Source organism: Halarcobacter sp. (assembly GCF_963675975.1).
Classification (GTDB): Bacteria; Campylobacterota; Campylobacteria; order Campylobacterales; family Arcobacteraceae; genus Halarcobacter.
Map to the genome: position 1 here is coordinate 1,434,164 of NZ_OY780939.1, position 26,636 is coordinate 1,460,799.

Below are 26,636 nucleotides of genomic sequence, written 5' to 3' on the forward strand. Positions count from 1 at the left end.
AAAAGATTATTGTCAAAGGAGTTTATCCTTTGACTTTTTTTAGTGGTCAACAGCTCCTGCTGCTCCAATTCCTGTGTTTGCTCTAACATTCTGTGCTCTAAATAACTCTTTTTCAGATTTACCTCTTTCAGATGAATCAGTTTTTGAGAAGAACCAAATTGCAACAAATGCAACTGTTACAGAGAATAAAGCAGGGTGTTTATATGGGAATAATGCTTCTGCATTTCCTAAAATTTGAACCCAAACAATTGGTCCTACTACAACTAATGTTACAGCTGTGATTAAACCAATAAATCCACCAATAAATGCACCTCTAGTTGTTAAACCTCTCCAATAAATTGATAAGAATAATATCGGGAAGTTTGCAGATGCTGCAATACCAAATGCTAATCCAACCATATAAGCAATATTTTGTTGTTCAAATGCGATTCCTAAAATAACCCCAACTATACCTACTATAATAACAGTTATTTTTGAAATTTTTACAACTTTTTCATCACTTGCATTTGGATTGATTACATTTGCATAAATATCATGTGAAATAGCAGATGCCCCAGCAAGTGTAAGACCAGATACAACAGCTAAAATAGTAGCAAATGCAACAGCTGAAATAAATCCTAAGAATGCATTACCTCCAAGCATGTGTGAAAGGTGAATAGATGCCATATTATTTCCACCGAATAGTTTTCCATCAACAAAATATTGTGCACCATCAGCAGAATTTAAAAATGCAATTGCACCAAAACCAACAATTGTGATAATAACCCAGAAGTAACCAACAAAACCAGTAGCATAAACAACAGATTTTCTAGCTTCTTTAGCATTTCCAACAGTAAAGAATCTCATTAGTACGTGTGGTAAACCTGCAGTTCCTAACATTAAAGCCATACCTAAAGATATTGCAGAAATTGGATCTGAGATAAATCCACCTGGACTTAAAATTGATTCCCCTGATGTATGGTTCTCAGTTGCTTTAACAGCTAATGCTTCAAAATTAAATCCAAAATGATACATAACCATAATAGCCATAAAAGAAACACCAGATAAAAGTAAACAAGCTTTGATAATTTGAACCCAAGTAGTTGCTAACATTCCACCAAATGTTACATAAATAATCATCATAACACCTACTAGAATAACTGCAAACTCATATTCCATACCAAATAATACTTGAATAAGCTTTCCAGCCCCAACCATTTGTGCAATAAGATATAAGATTACAACTGATAAAGAACCAAATGCTGCAAGTGTTCTAATCTCTTTTTGACCTAATCTATACGCTGCAATATCTGCAAATGTAAATTTACCAAGGTTTCTTAATTTTTCAGCCATAAAGAATAAAATAATTGGCCATCCAACTAAAAATGAAACCGCATAAATAACCCCATCATAACCTTTTAAATAAATAAGTCCTGATACTCCTAAGAATGCAGCTGCAGACATATAATCACCAGCAATTGCTAAACCATTTTGAAAACCTGTAATTCCTCCACCAGCTGTATAAAAATCACTTGCTGATTTTGTTCTTTTTGCTGCCCAATAAGTAATACCTAATGTTCCAACAATAAAAATAAAGAACATAATAATTGCTGGAATATTTAATTCTCTTTTTGTCGCTTCAAATGTTGCATCTCCAGCTGCAAAAAGACTTAGAGATATTAGTGAAATTAGTGCTAAAATTCTAAACATTATAACATTTCCTTTACATCTTCTTTTATTTCATTTGTTAAGTCATCAAACTCTCCATTTGCTCTTTTAACATAAATAACTGTAGTAATAAAACTAATTACTAATATTGCAAGTGCAATTGGAAATGCTATAGTTGTTAAGCCATCACCTATTTTAGTTGCTAATACTTCTTTGTTAAATGCTATAGTTAAAATATATGCATAAAACATTACTAATACAAAAATTCCTAACTTTATACTAAAGCTAGATTTTTTTGCAATTAACTCCTGATATTTAGGATTGTTTTCAATCCTGTCAACTAGTTCGTCCTTCATCTTTTCCCCTTTATAAGAACTAATAATAGTTTTCACTCTTGCTATTATCAACATTTAGTTAGTTTGACAGTAACTAAGTGTATAGCAATTTAATTATACATAGAGGAGATGAACTTGTGTACAAGTTATGTACAAAAAGTCATAAATATTTATTATTTAGGTAAAAAGGTAACAAAAATGTAAAGTTGTTGACATATGCTAATTTAGGGGCTATGTAGGAGTTTTTTTGTCTTGTTTTCTAAAGAGAGTAAAGCTACTCTCTTTAGTGTACAATAATTGTACATTTTGTACTGTTAGTGGTCAACTGCTCCGTCTGCACCAAAACCAGTTTCAGCTCTAACACTTTGTGCTTCAAAAGCTTTTCTTTCATCTTTTGCTCTTTGAGAATTATCTGTAATAGAGAAAAACCAAATAGCAACAAATGCCGTAGTAACTGAGAATAAAGCAGGGTATTTATATGGGAAAATAGCCTCTTCATTATGTAAAATACTAACCCAAACAGTTGGTCCTAAAATTACAAGAACAACAGCTGTTAATAAACCAATAAATCCACCAATTACTGCACCTCTTGTTGTAAGTCTTGACCAGTAAATTGATAAGAATAAAATTGGGAAGTTAGCAGATGCAGCAATAGCAAATGCAAGACCAACCATAAATGCAATATTTTGTTGCTCAAATGCAATACCTAATAATACACCAATAATACCAATAACGATTACTGAAATTTTAGAGATTTTGATCTCTTGCTCTTCAGAAGCATTTGTATTTATAACAGATGCATAGATATCATGAGAAATAGCACTTGCTCCAGCAAGTGTAAGACCAGAAACAACTGCTAAAATAGTAGCAAATGCAACAGCTGAAATAAATCCTAAGAATACATTTCCACCAACAATATGTGATAAGTGAATTGCAGCCATATTATTTCCACCAAATAGTTGACCATCTACAAAATATTGTGAACCTTCTGGTGAGTTTAAGAATACAATTGCACCAAGTCCAATAATTGCAATAACTAAATAGAAGTAACCAATAAAACCTGTAGCATAAACAACAGATTTTCTAGCTTCTTTAGCATTTCCAACAGTAAAGAATCTCATAAGTACGTGAGGTAAACCAGCAGTACCAAGCATAAGTGCAAGACCTAAAGAGATTGCAGATACAGGGTCAGATACAAGTCCCCCTGGCTCCATAATTGCTTGTCCATCTTTATGTGTCTCAACTGCTTTTGTAGCTAAGGCTTCAAACGAGAATCCAAAATGACTCATTACCATGAATCCCATAAATGAAACTCCAGATAATAATAGAATTGCTTTAATAATTTGAACCCAAGTAGTTGCAAGCATACCACCAAAAGTTACATAAATAATCATCATAATACCAACTAAAATTACAGCATATTCATACTCTAATCCAAATAATACTTGGATAAGTTTACCTGAACCAACCATTTGTGCAATAAGATATAAAGTAACAACAGCCAATGAACCAAATGCTGCAAGTGTTCTAATCTCTTTTTGACCTAGTCTATATGCTGCAATATCTGCAAAAGTAAATTTACCAAGGTTTCTTAATTTTTCAGCCATTAAAAATAGAATAACAGGCCAACCAACTAGGAATCCAACTGCATATACAAGACCATCATAACCTTTTAAGTATACAAGTCCAGAAATACCTAAAAATGAAGCTGCTGACATATAATCCCCAGCAATAGCCATACCATTTTGGAAACCAGAAATTCCACCACCCGCTGTATAGAAGTCGCTTGCAGATTTTGTTCTTCTAGCTGCCCAATATGTAATACCTAAAGTACCACCAATAAATATAAAAAACATAATAATTGCAGGAATGTTTAATTCTCTTTTAGTAGCTTCAAATGAAGCATCACCTGCTGCAAATAGAGCAACTGCAAAAACTGATAAAATAGCAAATATCTTAAACATTATAATTCATCCTTTACATCTTCTCTTACTTTTTCAATTAGTTCTTCATACTCACCATTAGCTCTTCTAACATAGATTAATGTTGTAAGGAAACTTATAACAATAATTGCAATACCAATAGGGTACCCAATTGTCATAACACCATCTCCTGTTTTTGTTCCCAAAAGCGATGGGTTAAAAGCAATTGTTAATATATAAGCATAAAACATTGCTAAAACAAATATCCCAAGTTTTATTGCAAAACTTGTTCTTTTCTTAACTAATTGTTGATAGTTAGGATTTGCTTTGATCTTTTCTACTAATTGTTCATTCATAGAATTATCCTTTCCTTCATAATAAATTTATCCTTTGTTTTAGACAATAAAAACAATGGATTTAAACAAAAAGAATTATACATTTATTTATAATTTTAAAACAGATAATTTAGTTATATTAAGTGAAGGTTAAGCCTTGAAAAACTCTTAGTAACTATAAGTTACAATATCAAAAAAAAATGCTATTTTAATGCTACGAAACCCATAAAATCAATGTTTTAGCCAGTATAGAAAGTTGTATTTGCAGCTGCTTTATCTTTAAGTTTCAAAAAAATCATTGAGGTCATAATAGCATCATTTAGTGCATCATGTTTTCCAAGTTCAGGTATATCTAATTCTTTCATAATTGTGTCAAATTTTAAATCTACAAATTCATATTCACTGTGTCTTTTTTTAGTTTTAAAATACATTGATGAAACTTCAATTTGATGATTTGGAAGGGAGATTCCTATATACTCTTTTGTATATTTAGAAATAATAGCAATATCAAATTTTATGTAATAGCCAATAATAGGTCTGTTACCAATAAAATCTAAAAGCTGAAGTATTGCCTCTTTTGGATCTTTCGCATTTTTTAAATCTACAGGTCTTATTTGATGAATTTTAATAGATTCACTATTTATATCTTTTGAGGGTTTAACAAATATATTAAATGTATCTCTCATAAGAATTTTATTTTTTTTAATAATCACTGCACCAATAGACAAAATCTCATCTTTCTTTGGATTTAGACCTGTTGTTTCACAGTCTAAACAAACATATTCATCTTTTGGCGGTTCATTAAATAGATATTCATAATTTTTATCTTTTAGATTATGTAATCTAAATTTATTCATTAGTTTTTTAAACATTATAGAATCTTTTCTATTCTAAAAATATAAGTAATAAATTTTTTAAAGTGAATTACTATTTTAAAACTATCTTTTAGTAAATCTCTTTCTATCTTTCCTAAGGTATGAGTGTCAATCTCATTATTCATTTTTTTACCATCTTGTAATTTATGTAGATGAGCTTTTAGTCTTAGAGTATTTAAAACTTCAAATGCTTCTAATAGTTCATTTGCCATTTGTTTTTCTAAAACTTTTTTTTGTTCTAAAATCTTTATTCTTCTTACTGTTGTGGTTTCTCTAATCTTTTCCCTTAATGCTAAGCTTCTTATCCCTTGAACAATTGGGAAAACACCGGCTTTTTTAATATCTACATTATAGGTTTTTGTCATAAGGTTAGCAACTGTACTTGGTGTATCAAAGGTTAAAGTAGCTTTTGCAAAATAAGCCATAAAAACATCTTTGTCATGTAGCTTTTGAAATAAATCATCTTTTAGATTAATTAATAAATCTTTATCTCCCGCAACAGCAAATGAATCAAAAAATATTGCCAAGTCCATATAGTTTTGCATAGCTGGTGCTTCAATCCACCTTTTTGTTTCATTTTTATATTGTTGAACTGTTTTACACCAAAATGGGTTGCTAACCATAATATTACCTTCACATGGAGGATATCCAAAATCAATTAGTGTTTCAGTCATTGTTTGCATATATGGTCTGTATTGTTCAACATCAATTCCATCTTTTACAACTAAAGCATTATCTTGGTCTGTTTTCATTATTTGTTCATTACGACCTTCACTTCCCATTACAATAAAACAAGCATCATTTTGTAACTCTTTAGGTAAAATTAGTTTATAAATTTTTTTATAAACTTTTGTATTTAATTGACCAATTAAACTAGAGATATGATTTACTTTTACCCCTTTTGCATGTAAAGTTTTGATTGTGCTAATTAACTCAATACTTGCATCTTTTAGTTGTTCTAAATTTTGAGCATTTTTAATTTTACTATCAACAACAAAAGTGTGGTTGGCAAAGTGTGATAAAACATCAATTTGTTCTAACATTCCTACTAAATCACCTTTTGAATCTGTAACTGCAACTCTTTTTATATTTCTTTTTATTAAAAGTGTTAAAGCATCAAATAAATAGTCATCCTTATTTATTGATAAAATAGGGAAAATTGCAATTGATTCAACAGGGATATTTAAATCTCTACCCTCTAATAATACTTTTACTTTTAGAATAGAGTCAGTAATTATTCCATATTCATTATCTTTTTTTACAATTATTGTTGAGGTATTAAATTGCATCGATTTATCAATGGCATCAATTAATTTAGTTCCAACATCAACAATACAAGGAGGGTGCAAAATTGTATCACTCACTTTTGCTATCATAAATGATGATAGTTCAGATTTGTATTCTTTTTGTTTCAGAGTTTGAAATTTATTAACTAAGTTTGTTAAAAAAAAGTTTTTAAAACCTTCATTTTCCTCTACTAATTGTAAAAAAATCTTTTTTTCAATCTCATAACAGATTAAATCTTCATAAACTTTAAAACTATTTTTTGATTTTCCATAAATTAGTGAGTTCCCATCAAAAGAGTCTTGATGATGGTAATCCATCAATACTTCATCCTCTTTATATTCGTGTACAATACCTTTTATTACTACAAAAAAATGATTTGGTATTTTTTCTGGGGTTATTAAGATTTCGTCTTTTGCATAATAAGCAATATCCATATGTCTGATACAGATATCCATTTGTTCTTCTGTTAACAATTCAAAAGGATGAATATTTGAAAGAAAAGATTTTTGATCTCGAAGACTCATTTGTAGCTGCCTTTTTGATATTTTTTTATACTACCCATATTATAGTATAAAAAAATAACAAAAAGCCAACCCGAAGGTTGACTTATGTTTTAGTGATCGTGTGCCTCACCAGCATTGTTTGGAAGTCTGATAGACTCAACAAGCTCTTGAATCTCTTGTGGAGGTTCTGGAGTCATTCTTGATACAACGAATGCCACGATTAAGTGAAGTATTGTACCAACTGTACCAATTCCTGTAGGAGCAATTCCTAAGAAATAATCCTCTTTTGATCCACCTAAGAATACAAAGTAAATAATGTATCCAAATGTAAAGATTAAACCAGTTAAGATACCAGCGATTGCACCTTCTTTGTTCATTCTTTTGTCAAATACCCCAAGGATAATTGTTGGGAAGAATGCTGCTGCTGCTAAACCAAATGCAAACGCAACAACTTGTGCAACGAAACCTGGAGGGTTAATTCCTAAGTAACCAGCAACACAAATAGCAACTACTGCTGAAACTCTTGCCCACATTAACTCTGTTTTCTCATTTAATTTAGATTTTCCAGTTTCTGGATCTCTAAATATTACTTGCCCCATAAGGTCATGTGAAATTGCTGATGCAATTACAAGTAATAAACCTGCTGCTGTAGATAATGCTGCTGCAAGACCCCCAGCTGCGATGAATGCAATTACCCAGTTAGGTAAGTTTGCAATCTCTGGATTTGCAAGAACCATAATATCTCTATCAACATATAATTCATTTTCAATTTTTCCACTATTTGCAGCTGGTTTACCATTTGTTGTAGCTCTTTCACCATTTGGCCCAACATTAGTACCATCAAATTGTGGTTTACCTTTAGGTCCTTCAAATGCTGCATCTGGACCATATTGAATTTTACCATCACCATTTCTATCTGTCCAAGCTAATAATCCACCTTGTTCCCAAGTTTTGAACCATCCACCATCATTTGGAGAACCGTCAGCATGTGTTAACTCACCTGCAACAAATGCTTTATACTCAACATTTTGAACATTTTTAATTAAGTTCAATCTTGAGAATGCAGCAACTGATGATGCAGTTGTATACATAATAGCAATAAATACTAGCGCATATCCAGCAGAGATTCTAGCATCTTTTACAGTTGGAACCGTAAAGAATCTAACAATAACGTGTGGAAGCCCAGCTGTACCTAGCATTAAAGCTGTTGTTAACATGAACATATTCCATAAACTTCCTGGCTCAGTATATGCTTTAAATCCTAAGTCAGTAATGGCTGTATCCAAGGCATGCAACAGATAAGTTCCTTCAGGAATAACCTTAACCCCATCGTGGAATGCAAATGTCGTTTGACCAAATAATGATAATTGTGGTAAGAACGTATCAGTTACTTGTAAAGATAAGAAAATAGCTGGAATTAAATAAGCCATAATCATTACACAATATTGAGCAACTTGAGTATAAGTAATACCTTTCATCCCACCTAATACTGAGTAGAAGAAAACTATTGCCATACCGATAAGTACACCAGTATTTACATCAACTTGTAAGAATCTTGAGAATACAATCCCAACACCTCTCATTTGTCCTGCAACATATGTAAATGAAATAAAGATAACACAAATAACAGCAACTGTTCTTGCTACATTTGAGTAGTATCTATCACCTACGAAATCAGGAACTGTAAATTTACCAAACTTTCTTAAGTATGGTGCTAATAACATTGCAAGTAGAACATATCCACCTGTCCAACCCATTAGGTAAGCACTTGCATCTGAACCTTTAAATGCAATAATACCTGCCATTGAGATAAATGAAGCAGCTGACATCCAGTCCGCAGCAGTAGCCATACCATTTGCTACTGGGTGAACTCCCCCTCCAGCTACATAGAAATCTTTTGTAGAACCAGCTTTAGCCCAAAGTGCAATTCCGATATATATAGCGAAAGATACACCAACGAATAAATAAATTAATGATTGTAATTCCATACTAATACTCCTTATTCATGTACGCCATATTTTTCGTCAATAGCACTCATTTTTGCTACATAAACAAAAATTAGAACAACGAATACATAAATTGCACCTTGTTGTGCAAACCAAAATCCTAGTTTAACACCACTGATTTCAATTGTATTTAACTCATTAATAAATAAAATACCACATCCAAAAGAGACTACAAACCAAACAACTAATAATTTAAGAATAGTTGAGATATTCTCTTTCCAATAAGCTTCTGCTTTCTCTGGACTCATGTCATACTCCTTTTTTTATTTTTACTAAAATTATTTTTAGTAATCCAACATTGAAAGTATAAGAGTTTAATATAGCAAAAGGGTAGCAATATAAAAAAGTTTTTTTTAAGTGTAGGATTAGTGTAGCAAATAAGCTTCGAAGAAGCCTATTTATCGAAGGAGTTTAAACAGAATAAAATCTGTCAATTTTATAGCCAAGACCTCTAATATTTTTGATAAAGTCTTCTTTTAAACCTTTTTTTAGTCTAGAAATCTCTGCTCTTATAGTTGGATTGTCAATATTTTCTCCACCCCAGATGTCAACTCTAAATCTTTCAAAGTCAACAATCATGTTAATATTAAGAGCTAAAATATGGATAATATCTAGCTGTTTTTTTGTAAGAGCTTGGGGTTCTCCATTGAAATATAAAGTTTTCTTCTCTTTTGAGTAAGAATAGTTTTCTGAAAATCTTACATGGGAAGTACTTTTTTGGTCTTTTTTTAATATTTGATTTATTTTTATACCTAACTCTTCTAAATGAAAAGGTTTTTTAATATATTCTCTACAGCCTAAATCATATGCTCTAGTAATATCTTCTATGTCATTTAAAGCAGTAATATATATTGTTGGAATATATACTCTTCTGGCATTTAAATCTTGTAAGATTTCAAAACCATCTTTTTTAGGTACATTAATATCTAAGATTAATAAATCAAATGATCCGTCAACACTGTTAACAACCTCTTCACCATCAGTGAAACTCTCAACCATGTGCCCAATCCCTTTTAAATACTCAGAGATTGCATTGTTTAGCATTAATTCATCTTCAAGAAGCAGTATTTTCATTTATTTTAAACCTATAAGTAAATTTTGTTTCATTGTCAGTTGATTCAAGTTTGATTATAACTAAATTTTTATCACATATTTCTTTTACTATTCGAAGCCCCAAACCAAAGCCTCCACGTGAATTATTTTCCCTATAAAAATCATTAAAAATTTTATTTATATCTTCAATTTTATCAGAATTTGTTTTTACACTAAATTCCACATATTCATCATTAAAATATGTAAGTCTTACATAAATACTAGATTTTGCAAAGGAATACTTGATTGCATTTGAGATATTGTTATCAACAATTCTTTGTAATTCTAATCGATTAAATTTAATATAAATATCTTCATCTATATTTGTTGTAAACATTAAATCATTTGCTGTTGCAATACCATCAAAGAAATTAAGTCTCTCTTTTAAAAATTCTGAAAAATCTATGTACTCTTTAGGATAATCAACTCTATCTTTTTTTATTAGATATGAAAGGTCATCATAAATGTATTGGATGATTTTTGCTCCACTTTCTATATTTGATACATATTTGTTATCTTCTGAATGCATTTTAAGTAAATCGATGTTTGTACGAATAATAGATAAAGGTGTATTTATCTCATGTACAGAGTTTTTCAAAAACTTCTTTTGTGAATCAATTAGGTTTTGTAGTTCTTTTGTTTGATGATTTACCGTTTCTTCTAGATGTTTATTTAGTTCTTGCAACATAATATTTTTATCTTTTATATTATGCATAGCATCATATGCAAAATTTGCAATAACTTTAAATTCTCCAAAGATTAATCTATCTTGTTTAATTCTATTATCATCTTTTTGAGATTCTTTAAGATATTTTCCTATCTCTTTTACATCATTAACAATTAATATAGTAGCATTTTTGTAAATGAAAATTGAATAAAGTACAAGCATAATAGTTAAAGACATAATTTGAAGAACATAATTAGAGATTTTCTCATCATATTCCTCTTTTTTTACTTTTACTATCTTATCAATCTCATCAAGATAAATACCTCGACCTATAGTCCAATTCCAAGGTTCATAAGATAAAGCATAAGATATTTTAAGTGCATCTTTTCTAATCTCAGGTTTATACCAAATATATTGTATAAATCCACCATTTTTATTTTTTGATATATCTATTAACTCTTGAATTACTTTTTTACCTGAGGGATCTTTAAATTCATATAGATTTTTCCCTATATAATCTTTTGATACAGGATAATAAAGTGAGGTACCATTAAAATCATATATAAATATATAATTGTTTAGATTTCCATGTTTTCTCATAATCTCTAAGGATTCTAGAATATCTTTCTTTATGAGTTCTTCTGATTTTTTATTTTTGAATTTATCATGATAATATTTAATATAATTTAAAGTTTTTTTAATATCTGCTTGTATTAAATCTTTTTGTTTATTTGTATAGTCAGTTTTTATTATCTCAATCTTTTCTTGGAACTCATCAAAAGCATTATCAATAATTATAAAAGTAAAAGAGGAGGTAAGTAAAACAATAAAAAATATACTATATAAAATTAAGTGATATAGAGATTTTGCTTTAACCATTAAGTATCCTAAGTATTAAGTAAATTAGAATAACTGAAAAATCTTGAAATGTAGATAAAATAATCTGGAAAAGTATCTAAGCACATGGCGCGGTTGACGAGACTCGAACTCGCGACCTCCTGCGTGACAGGCAGGCATTCTAACCAACTAAACTACAACCGCACAACAATGCAAAAAAATGGTGGTCGATATAAGACTCGAACTTATGACATCTACCTTGTAAGGGTAGCGCTCTACCAACTGAGCTAATCGACCAGTGGTGACCCGTGAAGGATTCGAACCTTCGGCCACCTCCTTAAAAGGGAGATGCTCTACCGGCTGAGCTAACGGGTCATATGGTATATTTATTATAAAGTGGCGCGGTTGACGAGACTCGAACTCGCGACCTCCTGCGTGACAGGCAGGCATTCTAACCAACTAAACTACAACCGCACTAAATTATAAATAAATGGTGACCCCTAGGAGACTCGAACTCCTGTGGCATGGATGAAAACCATGAATCCTAACCGCTAGATGAAGGGGCCATTTACATATGGTGGTCGATATAAGACTCGAACTTATGACATCTACCTTGTAAGGGTAGCGCTCTACCAACTGAGCTAATCGACCAAATAAAACTTGGTGACCCCTAGGAGACTCGAACTCCTGTGGCATGGATGAAAACCATGAATCCTAACCGCTAGATGAAGGGGCCAACAATATAAAAATTTAAAGAACATTTATAAACATAAATATGTTTAAAATGGTGACCCGTGAAGGATTCGAACCTTCGGCCACCTCCTTAAAAGGGAGATGCTCTACCGGCTGAGCTAACGGGTCAAACACATTTTAGAAGTACATCTTCTTAAAATGGAGTGGAATTATAGTCAATTTTTTTTTATTTGTCAAGGGTTTTTTGAAAAAATTTAAAAAGTTTTTTCAAAGAGTATTTTGCAGCTTGATTTTGAACTTCAATTCTACTTCCTTCAAAGTGACAAACTTCTACGATTTTCTCGTTATTTTTATTTGATATTCCTATTACAACTGTACCTACAGGTTTAGTTTTTGTTCCACCTGTTGGTCCTGCTATTCCACTTACTGCAATTGCAAAATCTGCATCAAATTTTTTAATCACACCCTCAAGCATCTCTTCCACAACCTCAATACTTACTGCACCAAATTTTTCTAAAGTTGATTCTTTTACATTTAATTCTTGTGTTTTTATCTCATTAGAGTAGCTTACTACTGCACCATTAAAAATATCTGATGAACCTGATAATTGAGTTATCAAAGAAGCTATTAATCCACCTGTACAACTTTCTGCTGTTGTAATAGTGTTTTTTGATTCCCTAAGAAGGTTTTGGAACTGTATTAGTTCTTCTGTTGTAATATAATTTGATTTTTCCATTTTGAGGCTTTATTGCTTAAAAGAGAGTGTAAAACTCTCTTTTTATTCGTCCTCTGTTAATTCTGCTTTAAATCTTTCTTCATCAAAAGATAAGTTTAGATATTCACAAACAGTTTTAATATCTCTTTCTGCATTTCCTAAACATGATGTAGCTCCTGGACTAGGAGTCATATTAAAGATAATTCCATCACCTGGATTAATTGAAGCTTCTCCAAGCATTAGTTTTTGTTGCTCTTTATTTAGAACTTGTGGTCTTACTCCACCAAACCCTTTTGCATACTCAATATCTTCTGTACTTAATGAAGGAACAATTTTTCTAGCATCTTTTACAAAAAGACCTTTGTTGATACCTGGAACCTCAAATAAGAAGTTTTTAAATACATAGTTTCTAATATCAGAGTCTTTTAATAAGTCCCAGAATATTTTTAAGATATTTCCATCAAAATTCATAGTTTTAAGACATTGGAAGAATGATTTCCCACCTTTATATCTTTCAAGAACTAACAATGCTAAAGCTGTTGGTCCAAATCTTGTTTTTCCATCACATAAAATATCAGGATCTCCATGTAGTGCAGCAAATGGAAGTTTTGGATTTTGTACCATATATACTTTACCATTTAAATATTCACCATTTGTAATATAAAATGATCCAGCCATAGATAAAGAACCCATATGTTTACCATGACCCATTTTATGAGCTAAATAAAGTGAATGAGCACCAGCATTAACTACTACAAAGTTTGCTGTAAATACTGAACCACTAGTTGTTGTAAGTTTATATTTGTCTCCAACTTTTTCAATCTCATCTACTTCTGCATTAAAGAAAATATCAGTTGTTTTTTCCTCTTCTTGTGCAGCTTTTGCAAGCTCTTTAGTCATAGCTCCAAAATCTACAGTTGTATATTCACTTTGTGTACCCATTGCTAGAATTGGTTCAGGTCTATCTTGAGTTTGTTCTTTATCAGCATAAACTAATTTTGGTTCAAGTTCTCTAAGTTTTTCTTTGTCCCATAATTCTAAATAAGGGAAAAGTTCTTTAAACTCTTCATATCTGTTTTTGATAAAATCTACTTCTTTTTCACCTACACCTAAAGCCATTTTTTGGTGAGCAAACATAATTTTATCTTGTAAACCTCTCATAAGATTGAACTTTTCAATCATTTTTGCAGTTCTTTTTGTGATTTTTGCTTTTTCTAATGTATAGTTAGTTTCAATATCTCCAACATGGATAGTTTGAGAGTTACTAGTTCCTTTAGAGTTTAAAGTAGCTAAGTCTTCATATTTTTCTAACATACATACGCTTTTTGCATCAGTATATCTTGCTATCTCATAGAAAAGTGCAGCACCAGAAATACCCCCACCTACAATTACTACATCATAATGTTTTGTATTCATTTAGTTTCGTCCTATTGTTGTTCTTTGATTTTAAAAAAGATTTTAGCATATTAACAAATACTTCCTTGATGAAAGTTATACTGAAAATAGTAAGATTGCTAAAATTATGTTTAATAGTAACATTTTATTGATTTTAGCTCAATTAAAGCAGTGTCCAATATGTGTACATATGTAACTAACTACTAATAAATAGTTCAAATTTAAATTTTATGTATATTTTTTGTACTTGTATATATACAATTGTACATTAAATAAAATTTTGCACTAAGCATAAGTCAAAATTTATGTTATGAAATATTAACTTTTTATTAGATATAATCTGCGATTTATAGAATATAACGTAATAATTGATAATTAAGGTACTTAAGATGGATTACAAAGAGAGTTTACTACTACCAAACACAAAGTTTCCAATGAGAGGGAATCTTCCTCAAAATGAGCCAAAAAGATATAAACTTTGGGATGAAACAAAAGTTTATGAAAGAATGAAAGCTAATAGAAAAGATAGAGAATCATTCACTCTTCATGATGGACCACCGTATGCAAATGGACATATTCATATAGGACATGCCCTAAATAAAATTTTGAAAGATATTATTGTTAAATATCACTATTTTGATGGGAAATCTGTAAGATATGTTCCAGGTTGGGATTGTCATGGTCTACCAATTGAACAAAAAGTTGAAGAGAAGATAGGAACAACAAAGAAAAAAGAGCTTCCTAAGTCAAAAATTAGAGAGTTATGTAGAGAACATGCTTCTAGATTTATTGATATTCAAAGAGACGAGTTTAAAAAACTTGGAGTTTTAGGTGATTGGGATAAACCATATTTAACTATGGATTTCAAATTTGAAGCAAATATCTATAGAGAGTTATGTGCAATTGCTAACCAAGGTTTATTAGTTCAAAGAAGCAAACCTGTATATTGGTCATGGGCAGCACAAACTGCACTAGCTGAAGCAGAAGTTGAATATGAAGATAAAACTTCACCATCTATTTTTGTTGCATTTAAACATGAAACTATAGATGCAAGTGTTATTATCTGGACAACAACTCCTTGGACATTACCAGCTAATACTGGTATTGCTTTAAATGCTGAAGAGGAATATGTTTTAACTAGTGATAAATTTATTGTTGCTAAAAAATTATATAACTCTTTAATAGAACAAGAAGTTATTAAAGGTGAGGTTGTAGATTCAGTTGATCCTAAATCTTTAGAGAATACAAATGCAATCAACCCATTAAATGGAAGAACATCGAAAATTGTTCTTGGTGACCATGTTGAGATGGAATCAGGTACAGGTGCAGTTCATACAGCTCCAGGTCATGGTGAAGATGACTACAAAGTTGGTCTTCAATATGGTCTTGATGTTATTATGCCAGTTGATGCTGAGGGTAAATATGATGAAACAATAGTTAGAGAAAAACTATTCCATGACACAGATAAATATCTTGGTATGCATGTATTTAAAGCAAACGGTATGATTTTAGAAGAGTTAGGTGATGCATTATTAAAACATGTTGATATCAGACACTCTTATCCACACTGTTGGAGAACTCATAAACCAATTATCTTTAGAGCAACTAAACAATGGTTTATAGCAATTGATGATGAGTATGGTAAAGAGAATAAAACATTAAGAGAAAATGCACTTAAAGTTGTAAATGAAATCAAATTCTACCCAGAGTGGGGAAGAAACAGATTAAAAGCTATGTTAGATGGAAGACCAGATTGGTGTATCTCTAGACAAAGAGATTGGGGTGTTCCAATTGCATTCTTTAGAAACAAAAAAACTGATGAAATCATTTTTGATGAAAAAGTTTTAAATTATACAGCTATGATTTTTGAACAAAAAGGTTGTGATGCTTGGTATGATTTATCTATTGAAGAGTTATTATATCCAGGAAGTGGGCTTAATCCTGAAGATTTAGAAAAAACTATGGATATCTTAGATGTATGGTTTGATTCAGGTTCAACTCAACATGCAGTATTAAGAAGTAGAAATTATGATGCTGGAACATTCCCTGCTGATATGTATTTAGAAGGAAGTGACCAACACAGAGGTTGGTTCCAATCTTCACTTTTAACTACTTTAGCATCACAAGAGATTGCACCTTATAAATCGATCTTAACTCACGGATTCACTGTTGATGAAAAAGGTGAGAAGATGTCTAAATCAAAAGGAAATGTAATTGCTCCTGATAAAGTTATGAAGCAATATGGTTCTGAGATTTTAAGACTTTGGGTTGCTATGAGTGATTATCAATCAGATTTAAAAATCTCTGATAATATCTTAAAACAAAATGCAGAACTTTATAGAAAAATCAGAAATACTGCAAGATTCTTACTTGCAAATGTTGATGATTTAGAAGACATTGTATCTGTTGATAAAATGGGAATCTTAGATAAATGGGTTTTAAGCAGAGCTAAAAAAACATTTGATGAGATTGAAGCAGCATTTTCTATTTACGAATACTCAAAAGGTTTAAATAAATTAAACAACTTCCTAGTAGTTGACCTTTCAGGTATCTATTTAGATGTATGTAAAGATAGATTATATTGTGATGATAAAAAAGATATCCATAGAATTGCATCTCAAAGTGCAATGGCTATTATCTTAAGAAAACTTATCTCAACATTAGCTTGTATCTTAACTTATACAATGGATGAATTACTTGAGTTTGCACCTACATTTATCAAAGGTGAAGCTAAAGATATTTTTGATTTTGAAAAAGTTATTTTACCAGAAGTTGAAAGTAATCTTAATGAAGAGATTTTATTATCTGCTAAAGATAAATTTAGTGAAGCTATCGATACACTTAAAAAAGAAAAAATTATTAAATCAACTTTAGAGTTAGAAATCTCTACATCTTGTGAAGAGATTTTAGCTTTAGAAAGAGTTGAAATGGAAGATTGGTTCTTAGTTAGTTCAATTACAACTGAAGAGCAATCTGATGTTTTAGCAACATTTGAAATTGATGATGTTAAATTTACAGTTGCTAAAGCAAAAAAAGCGAAGTGTCCAAGATGTTGGAAATTTACTTCAGATAGTGAAGAACATCTATGTAGTAGATGTGAAAGTGTTTTAAACTAAGATGTTTGAATCTGAAGTTACATTAACATTTATATTCTCAACAATAGCTGTTATTCTTGTATTAATAGCTATGGGAATACTTTATGTAAATAAAAAAAGTAAGAAGGTAAAAGAAGAACAATGATGCCCTTTACTGATGAAGATTTAAGACCGCCGGTTGAATCTATTATAAAAAATAAAATTGCACCTATGTTGGCAAAAGATGGTGGAGCTATTGAACTATTAGATATTAAAGATGGAAAAGTATATGTTCAATTACAAGGTGCTTGCGTTGGATGTAGTGCAAGTGGAAGTACACTTAAATTTATTGTTGAAAAAGAATTAAAAGCAGCAATACATCCAGAATTAGAAATAGTAAACGTACCACAAGGTATGGAAAATAATTTACAGGAGCTTTAATGGTAAATGAGAATAGACTTTTAAATGAAGCAAATAAATATTTTATGGATAAACAATATGATAAAGCTTTATTTATTTATTCACAACTATCATCAACTTTCCCTGAAAATAAAGAATACCCTATATATGCACTGTTTTGTGATATAGCAAGTGAAGATGAAGAGAAAGCTCAATCTTTATTTGACTATTTTGCAGTTGCAAAAAATGAAAATATTGATGATGCAATTGCTTATGTAGAAGATGTAGTAAATGCATATGATGGGGATGTAGATAAAATGATGGAGATTCTAGAAGAATTAACATCATCTACAGTTGATTCTTTAGATGCAATTAGATATGAAGATTTTAAAAGATTAATAATCTCAAGGGGTTCATTTAGAATTGCATTTGAAGATATAATGTTTTCTACAAAAGTAGCTATTGAAACAAAAGAGGATTTTTTTGATTTTGTTGATAAGCTTATAGAAAACGATTTTAATAATACAGCTTATTCATATTTAGATGGTTTTAACGACTATTTTTCTTATGATTCAAAAATAGAAGAGCTATATAAAAAATTGGAAGATAAAAAAATTGCAACTGATCATAAATAATAAAGTATATACTGATAATTCAAAAGAGGCTGATGAAAATTCATATTTTGTAATCTCTAAACAAAATGAAAAATTTGTTGAAGATGCAAAAAAAAATGGATGTAAAGAGTTTGTTGAAGCAAAAGATTTAAAAAATCATCTTGATATGTCAAAAATAAAAGTTGTAGGTATAACTGGAACTAACGGTAAAACTACAACAGCAGCAGCTATTTATTCAATGCTTTTAGATTTGGGATATAAAGTTGCTTTACAAGGTACAAGAGGGTTTTTTATAAATGATGAAAAAGTTGAAGAGTATACTTTAACAACTCCTGTACAACTTGGAAATTTTGCACATATTCAAAAAGCACTTGAAAATGGGTGTCAATATTTTATTATGGAAGTTAGTTCCCATGCAATCGAGCAAAAAAGAATTGAAGGTTTAGATTTTGAACTAAAAGTTCTTACAAATATTACAAGAGATCATTTAGATTATCATAAAACTATAGAAGAGTATATCAGAGTTAAAAACTCATTTTTTGATGATGAGAGTAAAAAACTTATCAATAAAGATGATAAAAATGCAAAATTTAATACAACTAATGCTTTAACTTATGGTTTAGAAAATCCATCTACATATAATGTATCAGCTTATTCATTTAAAAATGGTACAAATGTAATGTTCACTAAAATTGACAAAGTATATTCATATACTTCTAGCTTAATGGGAATATTTAATATTTATAACATAATGGCAGCTGTTGCAAGTGTTGATATGATTACTGATAACTCTTTAGAAGAGATTTGTGAAGTTACAGAAAACTTTGCTGGAGTTAGTGGAAGAATGGAGATAATCTCTAGTGATCCATTAGTAATTGTTGATTTTGCCCATACTCCTGATGGGATGAAAGAGGTTTATGAAAGCTTTAATCACTATGACATCATAACTGTATTTGGTGCAGGTGGTGATAGGGATAAAGATAAAAGACCACTTATGGGAAAAATAGCTTCTGATTATGCAAAAACTATAATAGTAACTTCAGATAATCCTAGATTTGAAGATCCTGATGCTATTATTGAAGATATCTGCGTAGGTATTAAAAACAAAGAAAATCTTTTTGTTGAAGTAAATAGAAAAGAGGCTATAAAAATTGCAATTGAAATGGGTAAAAAAAATCCAAGCAGTGTAGTTCTTATTTTAGGAAAAGGTGATGAGCCTTATCAAATTATTTATGATAAAAAAATGCCTTTAGTGGATAAAGATGAGGTATTAAAGCATATCTAATGATATGCTCTAATAATTACACCTTTTTCATTGTTATTGTCTGACTTTACATAATATTGAGATGAAGTTACTATTGTAGCTTCTCCTAATGTTTTCTTTATATACCAAACACTTTCAAGTATTCTTTCACTAGATAAACCAATATTTAAATACTCTTTGATTTTATCTTTTTGCTCTTGTGTTTTATCACTTAGATTTTTTTCAATATCTTTATAAATAATTGAATCATTTTCAGAGATTAAAGGTACTATTTCAAATCTATTGGCTGTTTTATTTTTGATTAAAAACTCATCAAGACTCTCTTTACACTCTTTTATTGGAAGAGAAATTTTTCCATTTTTAAAAGAGTAGCATTTAAAAGTATCATAGTTTTTTGAATTATATAATTTGTTGAAATAGTTTTTTTCTTCATCTGTTTTATTTGGCTTAACAAAATCTTTTGTATCTTTATTAAAAAGATATATTGTTACAAAGATTAATATTGCCATAACTGAACCTAATATTAAAAGAAGAGCATTAAAATTTAAGTTATTAAAAGAGAAATTATTTTTTTTATTAATAGGTGATTTATTTTGAGTAGGCTTTTTTTTACTCATTTTATCCCTATTATTTGAAGCAGCTTGTATTTGCTCTTTTAATCTGTTTTCAATCTCTTCTTGACTAAAGGTTTTATCCATAACACCTTTTAGTTCTTCTTTTCTTTTATCTTCCAAAACTTACCTTATTATTCTTTATTTTTTAAATAAATATAGATTATTAATGCAATGATAGCTAAAAAGAGTGGATAGAAAAATAAATACTCTTTTAGGGTGATTTTATTGTTTTCTATTTTACTTTTTTCTAATAAGTCTATTCTTTTATAAATCTCACTTAAATCATCTTTTGAGTAGGCAATATAAGATTTTCCATTTGTTTCATTTGAGATTTTATTTAACATGATTTTATTTGAGTTTCCAATTCCAACAGTGTATACTTTTATAGAATACTTTTTTAGAAGTTTTATTATGATCTCAAGGGGAATATTACTAGCATTGTCTTCACCATCACTAAGTAAAATTACTATTTTAGATTTTGCTTTTGATTCTTTTAAAATATTTACAGATGAAGCTAAAGAGTCTAACATTGCAGTTTTATCTCCAACTATTCCAACTTCTAAATAATCCACAATCTCTTTTTGTGCTTCTTTATCAAAGCTAAGTGGAGTTGCCATCATAACTGATGTTCCAAAAACTACAATAGCAATATTGTCATTTACTCTTTTTGGAATAAAATCTTTTACAATCTCTTTTACAACATCAAATCTTTGTTCATTTTCATTTGCTCTATTTAGACCTCTTTCTTTCATAGAACCACTAGTATCCAAACTAAGAACAATATCTATTCCATCATTTTTTATAAGTTGAGTATTTAATTGTTTATATGGAGATGCTAAAGCAATAATTGAACCTATTATTACTAGATATTTCAAGATTGAGGTTAAAATAACTGATTTACGTTTACTTTGTGAAAATATATTTAAATGGGGAATAATATATGTTGGAATTTTAGCTTTACAAAATATTGAACAAAAAACAAAAAGTAATATCAATAAAAGTAAATAAGGGTATTCAAATTTTATACTTAATAAATAATCAAACATCTACATTATCCATAAATCTTCCAAAAAGGATTTTAAAATTATCATTTAAAGGTTCCACATCTTTTTTATATTTGTATGATTCTAACTCTTCTATTAACTCATTTGAAAGTTTCTTTTCCCTATCACTTTGACTAATAAGTCTTGCATATTTAGTAATAGTATAAGCAGCTGTTTTAGAATCACTTAAATCAAGGTTTTTTAATATAGTGTAATACTCTTTTTTCTTATTCTTTTTTCTAGTTAGAAAATATCTAATAAGTATAAAAAGAAGAATAAAAACTACAAGGGAACCTATTATCCATAAAAACATATAAATATATAAAGAGTAATCAGGTATATCAACTAACTCTTTAATATCATTGATTTTTATTTCATTCATTATTTCATCAACCTTAACAGTTTTGGTAAAGGCTCTTCGTTTGTATATATTTTTGTAAACTTAATACCACACTTTTGAAAATGCTCATAAAGTTTGTGGTCGTTTGCTTTTACTCTTTTTTGATACTCTTTTATCATAGCTTTATCAATATTCCCATCAAAAGTTTGATTAGTGGCTGGGTCTACTAGATTTACATTTCCTAATTCAAAGGGTTGCTCTTCAAATTTATCCCTTACCATAATAGCTATAATCTCATGTTTTCTACTAAGAAGTTTAAAATCAAGATTCTCTATATCAAAAAAATCACCAACAAGAAAAATAATAGATTTTTTTCTAATCTTTTTAAAAAGTTCATCACTTAAATTTTTTAAATCAACACTTTTACCTATACAATCATAATTAAAAATTTTTTCACTCATCATTGTAACAGCAAAATTTCTTTTAGATTTTTTTGTACAAAGTTCTAAAGATTCATTTGCAATAAATGAAGAAAAAGGGTCCCCTTGTTTTACACAAGAGTATCCAAGTATAGAACAAATCTCAGTTACTAATTCTTGTTTAAATCTTTTTGAACCAAAATATATTGAACCATTTAAAATAGGAACAATATTTATATTTAACTCTTTTTGGGCATGGAACACTTTTACAAAAGGTTTTTTAAACTTTGCAGAGATTAGCCAATCTATTTTTTTAACATCTTCACCATATTCATACTCTTTTAGCTCTAAAAAATCATACCCTTCACCTTTTAATAAAGATGAATTGTTTCCTATGATTTCAGAAAATATATTTCTTCTGGTTTTGATTATGATTTTTTTTAAAGTTTTATTCATAGATTATGGAATATCAATTTTTTCTAATACTTTTTGGATTAAATCATCAACTTTTATATCCATAGCTTCTGCTTCATATGTTAGGATAATTCTATGTCTTAATACATTTTTTGCAACTAAAGCTATATCAATAGGACTAACATAATTATTCCCTCTAATAAATGCCATAGCTTTTACAGCTTTAAACATATCAATAGTCGCCCTTGGACTTGCACCAAATTGGATATAATCTTTTATCTCATCAAGATTATAGTTTTCTGGTTCTCTTGTTGCACATATAATATCTACAATATATTTTTCCAATTCACTATCAATATGTACATTTTGTACCTCATGTTTAAGGGTTAATAATACATCTTTATTTATAATTTTGTTTAGTTCTAAAATCTCATTTGAAGTTACTTTTTTTGCTATTTCGTATTCTTCTTCTTTTGTGTTATATCCAACAACAATCTTAAACATAAATCTGTCAAGTTGAGCTTCTGGTAAAGAATAAGCTCCCTCTTGTTCAATTGGATTTTGTGTTGCTAAAACTAAAAATGGTGAATCCACTGTAAAAGTATCGTCTGCAATAGTAACTTGTCTTTCTTGCATAACTTCAAGTAAAGCTGATTGAACTTTTGCAGGAGCTCTGTTTATCTCATCTGCTAATAAAAGGTTTGTAAAAATAGGACCTCTTTTTATTTTGAAGTCACCACTTTTCATATCATAAATTTGAGCACCAATAATATCACTTGGTAATAAATCGGGTGTAAATTGAACCCTTTTAAATTTTAAATCAATTACATCTGCTACTGTTTTTACAGTTGTAGTTTTAGCAAGTCCAGGCACACCTTCTAAAAGTATATGTCCATTTGTTAATAACCCTATTAAAATAGAATTAACCATATCTTCTTGACCAATTACAACTTTAGATATTTCATTTTTTATTTCTGTGATTTTTGTATATAACATTTAGCTCTTCTTCAACGTAAGTATAAATTTGCGTTATTCTATCAAAAGTAAGGTTTTAACAGCTTAAAATAGATTCTTAAAAATAACTTAAAATACACTTTATAAAAAGTAGTTAAATCTGAGTTCAGACTCAAAAAAATTTGAATAAAAATTAGACAACAAATTCTTGAATATATTATTTTATGGATTATAATGAAAATATAACAAAATCTAAAAGGAGATTGATATGAAAAATGTATATGATATAGCAATTATTGGTGCCGGACCAGCAGGCATTGCAACATCATGTGAGGCAGTCATCTTCGGTGTTAAAAATATTTTGATGTTTGAAAAGGGGGATAATCATTCACAAACAATTAGAAAATATTTTAACGATAACAAACCAGTGGATAAAGATTGGAAAGGCATAAAGGTTGATTTAAAAGGTCATATAGATTTTGAAGATGGTACAAAAGAGAGTACATTAGATCTTTTTGAGGAATCTTTAGAAAAAAAACTTATTGATGCAAAATTCAACACAGAGATTTCAAAAATAAGTAGATTAAAAAACAGATTTAAAATTATAACTACAACAGGAGAATCTTATTTTGCCAAAAAAATTGTTGTAGCAATAGGAAAAATGGGGAAACCAAATAAACCAAGTTATAAAATACCAGCTTCTTTAAAATCCCGTGCAAACCATACAATCTCAGATTGTAAAGGAAATGAAGATGTCTTAGTAGTAGGTGGTGGAGATAGTGCATGTGAATATGCATATTTTATCCATCAAGATAATAATGTGACTTTTAACTATAGAAGAGAAGAGATAACAAAAGCAAATCCTAAAAACATAAAAAACCTAATGAACTGTGTTGAAGATGGTGAGATAAAAGCAAAACTTGGAATTGATATAGAAAAGCTTGAAGATGAAGAGGGTAAATTTAAAGTATTTTATAATGATGGTACAATTGAAAAATACGACAGAATTATTTATGCTTTAGGTGGTGTAACACCAAAAGAGTTCTTAAAAAGTTGTTGTGTGCAGTTAGATGAAAAAGAGAAACCATTTATTGATGAAAAAAATTTAAACTGTGATGGAATATATTTAGCAGGAGATATTTGTGGTTCAATTGGTGGCTCAATAGCCCTTGCTTTAAATCATGGTTATAATGTAGTTACTGATTGTGTAGTTCATGAAGAAGTAGAAGAGATAAGTGCATAAAAGATAAAAGGGTAATCCTTTTATCTAATATTTACAAAAAAAGTTTTTTAATTCTTCAATCACTTCTTTTGGCTTCTCTTCAGGTAAAAAATGCCCGCACTCCAAAGTTTTCCCTTGTATATCTGTTGCATAATCTTTCCAGACTTTTAAAACATCATAGGTTTTATTTACAAAACCTTTTTTACCCCATAATACTAATAAAGGAGTATCAATTTTTCTCTTTCTATCTTTTTTATCATCACTCATATCAATAGAGGCTGCTGCTCTATAATCTTCACAAGTTGCATGAATGGAGTCTTTGTCAAAACATCTGATATATTCTTTTATAGCTTCTTTATTAAACTTTTTATCATATGTAACTTCTTTATCACTCCATCTTTTTAGTTTCTCTTCTAAATAAAAAGCAGGATTAGACCCAATCATAGTTTCAGGAAGATTATCTGGTTGTATTAGAAAAAACCAATGATAATACCCTGTAGCAAAATCTTGGTCTGTATTTTTAAACATATGATATGTAGGAGCGATATCCATAACACAAGCTTTTAAAATATTTTTAGGATAATCTAAACAAAGTCTGTGGGTTACTCTAGCTCCTCTGTCATGACCTGCAACAAAAAACTCATCATATCCTAAATGTTGCATAAGTTCAATCATATCTTTTGCCATAGTTTTTTTTGAATAGTTTTCATGGTTTTCTAAACCCTTTGGTTTTGAACTATCTCCATAACCTCTTAAATCAGGACATACTATATAAAAAGAGTTTGCTAGTTCATCTGCAACTTTGTGCCACATAGTATGTGTTTGAGGATATCCATGGATTAATAAAAGAGCTTTTCCTACACCTGCATGTTTATAATTAATTGTTACATCATCTAGGTGTAGTTTATCTTCTTTAAAAATATTTGAAAAAAGCATAAAACTCCTTTTTTAAATAGTTTAGCAAAATATTTAAGAATATTTATAAAATATTAATGAAAATAAATCACTTCAAGAAAGATTAAAGTTAACTTAGATAAAATCACGACTCTATTTTAAATAGAAAACCTCACATGTGTCAATCCTGGTATGGGTTGTGACAAGTTAATTGTACTTGCCATTAAGGGGCACAGAGGCTAAACCCTAAAAAATATAAAACAAGGAAAAACTATGGTTACAATGAAAGACCTATTAGAATGTGGTGTACACTTCGGACACCAAACAAGAAGATGGAATCCAAAAATGAAAAAATTCATTTTCGGTGTAAGAAAAAATATTTATATTATTGACTTACAAAAAACGTTAAGATATTTCAGATATACATATAATGTAGTTAGAGATGCAGCAGCAGAAGGTCAAACAATGATTTTCGTTGGTACAAAGAAACAAGCTAGCCAAGCTGTTAAAGATGCAGCTATCAAATGTGGAATGCCTTATGTAAACCACAGATGGTTAGGTGGAATGTTAACTAACTACGGAACAATTAAAAAATCAATCAGAAAATTAGAAGTAATTAAGAAAATGAGAGAAGAAGGTCAATTAGATCTTTTAACTAAAAAAGAAGCTTTAATGCTTACAAGAAAAGAAGAAAAATTAGAACTTTATCTTGGTGGTATTAAAGAGATGAACAAACTTCCAGATATGATGTTTGTTTTAGATGCAGTAAAAGAAAAAATTGCTATTCAAGAAGCTAGAAGATTAGGAATCAAAGTAGTTGCACCATTAGATACTAACTGTGACCCAGACGTTGTTGACTATCCAATCCCAGGAAACGACGATGCAATCAGATCTATTCAATTATTTTGTAACGAAATGGCTGAAGCAATGAACGAAGGTAAAGCTGCATTAGCTGATGAAGCTGGTGAAGAGATTCCAGTTTCTGAAGAAGAAGCACAAGAAGTAGTTGCTGAAGCAGTATCTGAAGGTGAAGCTGAAGCAGTAGAAACTGAAGAAAAAACAGAGGAAGCATAATT

At 29.7% G+C, this 26,636-nt stretch carries 25 protein-coding genes and 8 tRNA genes; 7 read left to right on the plus strand and 26 right to left on the minus strand.

The features are described from left to right. Positions 1-39: 39 nt before the first annotated feature. From ACKU3H_RS07035 to ACKU3H_RS07130, 20 genes are all read right to left on the minus strand, one after another. A complete protein-coding gene (locus ACKU3H_RS07035; RefSeq protein ID WP_320036273.1) occupies positions 40-1,689 on the minus strand; it encodes a cation acetate symporter in 1,650 nt (549 codons plus the stop codon). Next, the gene (locus tag ACKU3H_RS07040) at positions 1,689-2,003 is read right to left on the minus strand and encodes a DUF485 domain-containing protein (RefSeq protein WP_320036274.1); all 315 of its coding nucleotides are present in this window, start codon (positions 2,001-2,003) and stop codon (positions 1,689-1,691) included. Before ACKU3H_RS07040 ends, ACKU3H_RS07035 begins: the two co-directional genes overlap by 1 nt. Before the next feature lie 293 nt (positions 2,004-2,296). Then, on the minus strand, positions 2,297-3,946 hold the full coding sequence (locus tag ACKU3H_RS07045; RefSeq protein ID WP_320036275.1) for a cation acetate symporter: 1,650 nt from the start codon (positions 3,944-3,946) through the stop codon (positions 2,297-2,299). Next, on the minus strand, positions 3,946-4,260 hold the full coding sequence (locus ACKU3H_RS07050) for a DUF485 domain-containing protein (protein WP_320036276.1): 315 nt from the start codon (positions 4,258-4,260) through the stop codon (positions 3,946-3,948). The genes ACKU3H_RS07045 and ACKU3H_RS07050 overlap by 1 nt, the downstream gene beginning before the upstream one ends. 218 nt (positions 4,261-4,478) lie before the next feature. Continuing rightward, positions 4,479-5,111 (minus strand): 3'-5' exonuclease, encoded by a 633-nt coding sequence (locus ACKU3H_RS07055; protein ID WP_320036277.1) that lies wholly within the window; start codon positions 5,109-5,111, stop codon positions 4,479-4,481. Continuing rightward, on the minus strand, positions 5,111-6,925 hold the full coding sequence (locus ACKU3H_RS07060) for a DUF294 nucleotidyltransferase-like domain-containing protein (RefSeq protein WP_320036278.1): 1,815 nt from the start codon (positions 6,923-6,925) through the stop codon (positions 5,111-5,113). Before ACKU3H_RS07060 ends, ACKU3H_RS07055 begins: the two co-directional genes overlap by 1 nt. 89 nt (positions 6,926-7,014) lie before the next feature. Continuing rightward, positions 7,015-8,892 carry a sodium:solute symporter family protein gene (locus ACKU3H_RS07065; RefSeq protein ID WP_320036279.1) on the minus strand — a complete coding sequence of 626 codons (1,878 nt, stop codon included), beginning with the start codon at positions 8,890-8,892 and terminating at the stop codon, positions 7,015-7,017. 11 nt (positions 8,893-8,903) lie between these two features. Beyond that, positions 8,904-9,158, minus strand: coding sequence for a DUF4212 domain-containing protein (locus ACKU3H_RS07070; protein WP_320036280.1), 255 nt, complete (start codon positions 9,156-9,158; stop codon positions 8,904-8,906). Positions 9,159-9,321: 163 nt separating this feature from the next. Beyond that, entirely contained in the window at positions 9,322-9,984 is a 663-nt protein-coding gene (locus ACKU3H_RS07075; RefSeq protein WP_320036281.1) for a response regulator transcription factor, read from the minus strand. Continuing rightward, positions 9,965-11,548 (minus strand): cache domain-containing protein, encoded by a 1,584-nt coding sequence (locus ACKU3H_RS07080; RefSeq protein ID WP_320036282.1) that lies wholly within the window; start codon positions 11,546-11,548, stop codon positions 9,965-9,967. The genes ACKU3H_RS07075 and ACKU3H_RS07080 overlap by 20 nt, the downstream gene beginning before the upstream one ends. Positions 11,549-11,633: 85 nt before the next feature. Continuing rightward, positions 11,634-11,710, minus strand: a tRNA-Asp gene (locus ACKU3H_RS07085). Between the two features lie 17 nt (positions 11,711-11,727). Beyond that, a tRNA-Val gene (locus tag ACKU3H_RS07090) sits at positions 11,728-11,803 on the minus strand. Positions 11,804-11,805: 2 nt separating this feature from the next. Next, positions 11,806-11,881 (minus strand) — tRNA-Lys (locus tag ACKU3H_RS07095). 22 nt (positions 11,882-11,903) lie between these two features. After that, positions 11,904-11,980, minus strand: a tRNA-Asp gene (locus ACKU3H_RS07100). A 17-nt stretch (positions 11,981-11,997) separates the two neighbouring features. Next, positions 11,998-12,072: transfer RNA gene (locus ACKU3H_RS07105), tRNA-Glu, on the minus strand. Between the two features lie 9 nt (positions 12,073-12,081). Beyond that, a tRNA-Val gene (locus tag ACKU3H_RS07110) sits at positions 12,082-12,157 on the minus strand. A 10-nt stretch (positions 12,158-12,167) separates the two neighbouring features. Beyond that, a tRNA-Glu gene (locus tag ACKU3H_RS07115) sits at positions 12,168-12,242 on the minus strand. Between the two features lie 49 nt (positions 12,243-12,291). Further along, positions 12,292-12,367, minus strand: a tRNA-Lys gene (locus ACKU3H_RS07120). A 58-nt stretch (positions 12,368-12,425) separates the two neighbouring features. After that, positions 12,426-12,935, minus strand: coding sequence for a CinA family protein (locus tag ACKU3H_RS07125; RefSeq protein ID WP_320036283.1), 510 nt, complete (start codon positions 12,933-12,935; stop codon positions 12,426-12,428). A 42-nt stretch (positions 12,936-12,977) separates the two neighbouring features. After that, positions 12,978-14,330, minus strand: coding sequence for an FAD-dependent oxidoreductase (locus tag ACKU3H_RS07130; protein ID WP_320036284.1), 1,353 nt, complete (start codon positions 14,328-14,330; stop codon positions 12,978-12,980). A gap of 368 nt (positions 14,331-14,698) precedes the next feature. On the opposite strand from ACKU3H_RS07130, the gene ileS reads away from it, so the two are divergent. From ileS to ACKU3H_RS07155, 5 genes are read left to right on the plus strand one after another with little or no spacing between them, the layout of a single operon-like run. Then, entirely contained in the window at positions 14,699-17,425 is a 2,727-nt protein-coding gene (gene ileS, locus ACKU3H_RS07135; protein WP_320036285.1) for an isoleucine--tRNA ligase, read from the plus strand. Position 17,426: 1 nt separating this feature from the next. Beyond that, positions 17,427-17,549, plus strand: coding sequence for a hypothetical protein (locus ACKU3H_RS07140; protein WP_320036286.1), 123 nt, complete (start codon positions 17,427-17,429; stop codon positions 17,547-17,549). Next, a complete protein-coding gene (locus tag ACKU3H_RS07145; RefSeq protein WP_320036287.1) occupies positions 17,546-17,824 on the plus strand; it encodes a NifU family protein in 279 nt (92 codons plus the stop codon). The genes ACKU3H_RS07140 and ACKU3H_RS07145 overlap by 4 nt, the downstream gene beginning before the upstream one ends. Continuing rightward, complete coding sequence (locus ACKU3H_RS07150; RefSeq protein WP_320036288.1) at positions 17,824-18,417, plus strand: hypothetical protein; 594 nt, start codon at positions 17,824-17,826, stop codon at positions 18,415-18,417. The genes ACKU3H_RS07145 and ACKU3H_RS07150 overlap by 1 nt, the downstream gene beginning before the upstream one ends. Next, positions 18,398-19,681, plus strand: coding sequence for a UDP-N-acetylmuramoyl-L-alanyl-D-glutamate--2,6-diaminopimelate ligase (locus ACKU3H_RS07155; RefSeq protein WP_320036289.1), 1,284 nt, complete (start codon positions 18,398-18,400; stop codon positions 19,679-19,681). Before ACKU3H_RS07150 ends, ACKU3H_RS07155 begins: the two co-directional genes overlap by 20 nt. On the opposite strand, the gene ACKU3H_RS07160 is transcribed toward ACKU3H_RS07155, so the two are convergent. From ACKU3H_RS07160 to ACKU3H_RS07180, 5 genes are read right to left on the minus strand one after another with little or no spacing between them, the layout of a single operon-like run. Continuing rightward, positions 19,678-20,394: a hypothetical protein gene (locus ACKU3H_RS07160; RefSeq protein WP_320036290.1), complete on the minus strand. Its 717-nt coding sequence runs from the start codon at positions 20,392-20,394 to the stop codon at positions 19,678-19,680. The genes ACKU3H_RS07155 and ACKU3H_RS07160 overlap by 4 nt on opposite strands. A gap of 11 nt (positions 20,395-20,405) precedes the next feature. Next, positions 20,406-21,320 (minus strand): VWA domain-containing protein, encoded by a 915-nt coding sequence (locus ACKU3H_RS07165; protein ID WP_320036291.1) that lies wholly within the window; start codon positions 21,318-21,320, stop codon positions 20,406-20,408. Then, on the minus strand, positions 21,313-21,699 hold the full coding sequence (locus ACKU3H_RS07170; protein ID WP_320036292.1) for a hypothetical protein: 387 nt from the start codon (positions 21,697-21,699) through the stop codon (positions 21,313-21,315). Before ACKU3H_RS07170 ends, ACKU3H_RS07165 begins: the two co-directional genes overlap by 8 nt. Then, complete coding sequence (locus ACKU3H_RS07175; protein ID WP_320036293.1) at positions 21,699-22,532, minus strand: DUF58 domain-containing protein; 834 nt, start codon at positions 22,530-22,532, stop codon at positions 21,699-21,701. The genes ACKU3H_RS07170 and ACKU3H_RS07175 overlap by 1 nt, the downstream gene beginning before the upstream one ends. A 3-nt stretch (positions 22,533-22,535) precedes the next feature. Continuing rightward, a complete protein-coding gene (locus tag ACKU3H_RS07180) occupies positions 22,536-23,486 on the minus strand; it encodes an AAA family ATPase (protein WP_320036294.1) in 951 nt (316 codons plus the stop codon). A gap of 226 nt (positions 23,487-23,712) precedes the next feature. On the opposite strand from ACKU3H_RS07180, the gene ACKU3H_RS07185 reads away from it, so the two are divergent. Continuing rightward, the gene (locus ACKU3H_RS07185) at positions 23,713-24,687 is read left to right on the plus strand and encodes an NAD(P)-binding domain-containing protein (protein WP_320036295.1); all 975 of its coding nucleotides are present in this window, start codon (positions 23,713-23,715) and stop codon (positions 24,685-24,687) included. 24 nt (positions 24,688-24,711) lie between these two features. Here ACKU3H_RS07185 and ACKU3H_RS07190 read toward each other — a convergent pair whose 3' ends face one another. Then, positions 24,712-25,602, minus strand: coding sequence for an alpha/beta hydrolase (locus tag ACKU3H_RS07190; RefSeq protein WP_320036296.1), 891 nt, complete (start codon positions 25,600-25,602; stop codon positions 24,712-24,714). Positions 25,603-25,833: 231 nt separating this feature from the next. On the opposite strand from ACKU3H_RS07190, the gene rpsB reads away from it, so the two are divergent. Further along, the gene (gene rpsB, locus ACKU3H_RS07195; RefSeq protein ID WP_320036297.1) at positions 25,834-26,634 is read left to right on the plus strand and encodes a 30S ribosomal protein S2; all 801 of its coding nucleotides are present in this window, start codon (positions 25,834-25,836) and stop codon (positions 26,632-26,634) included. Positions 26,635-26,636 lie beyond the last annotated feature (2 nt).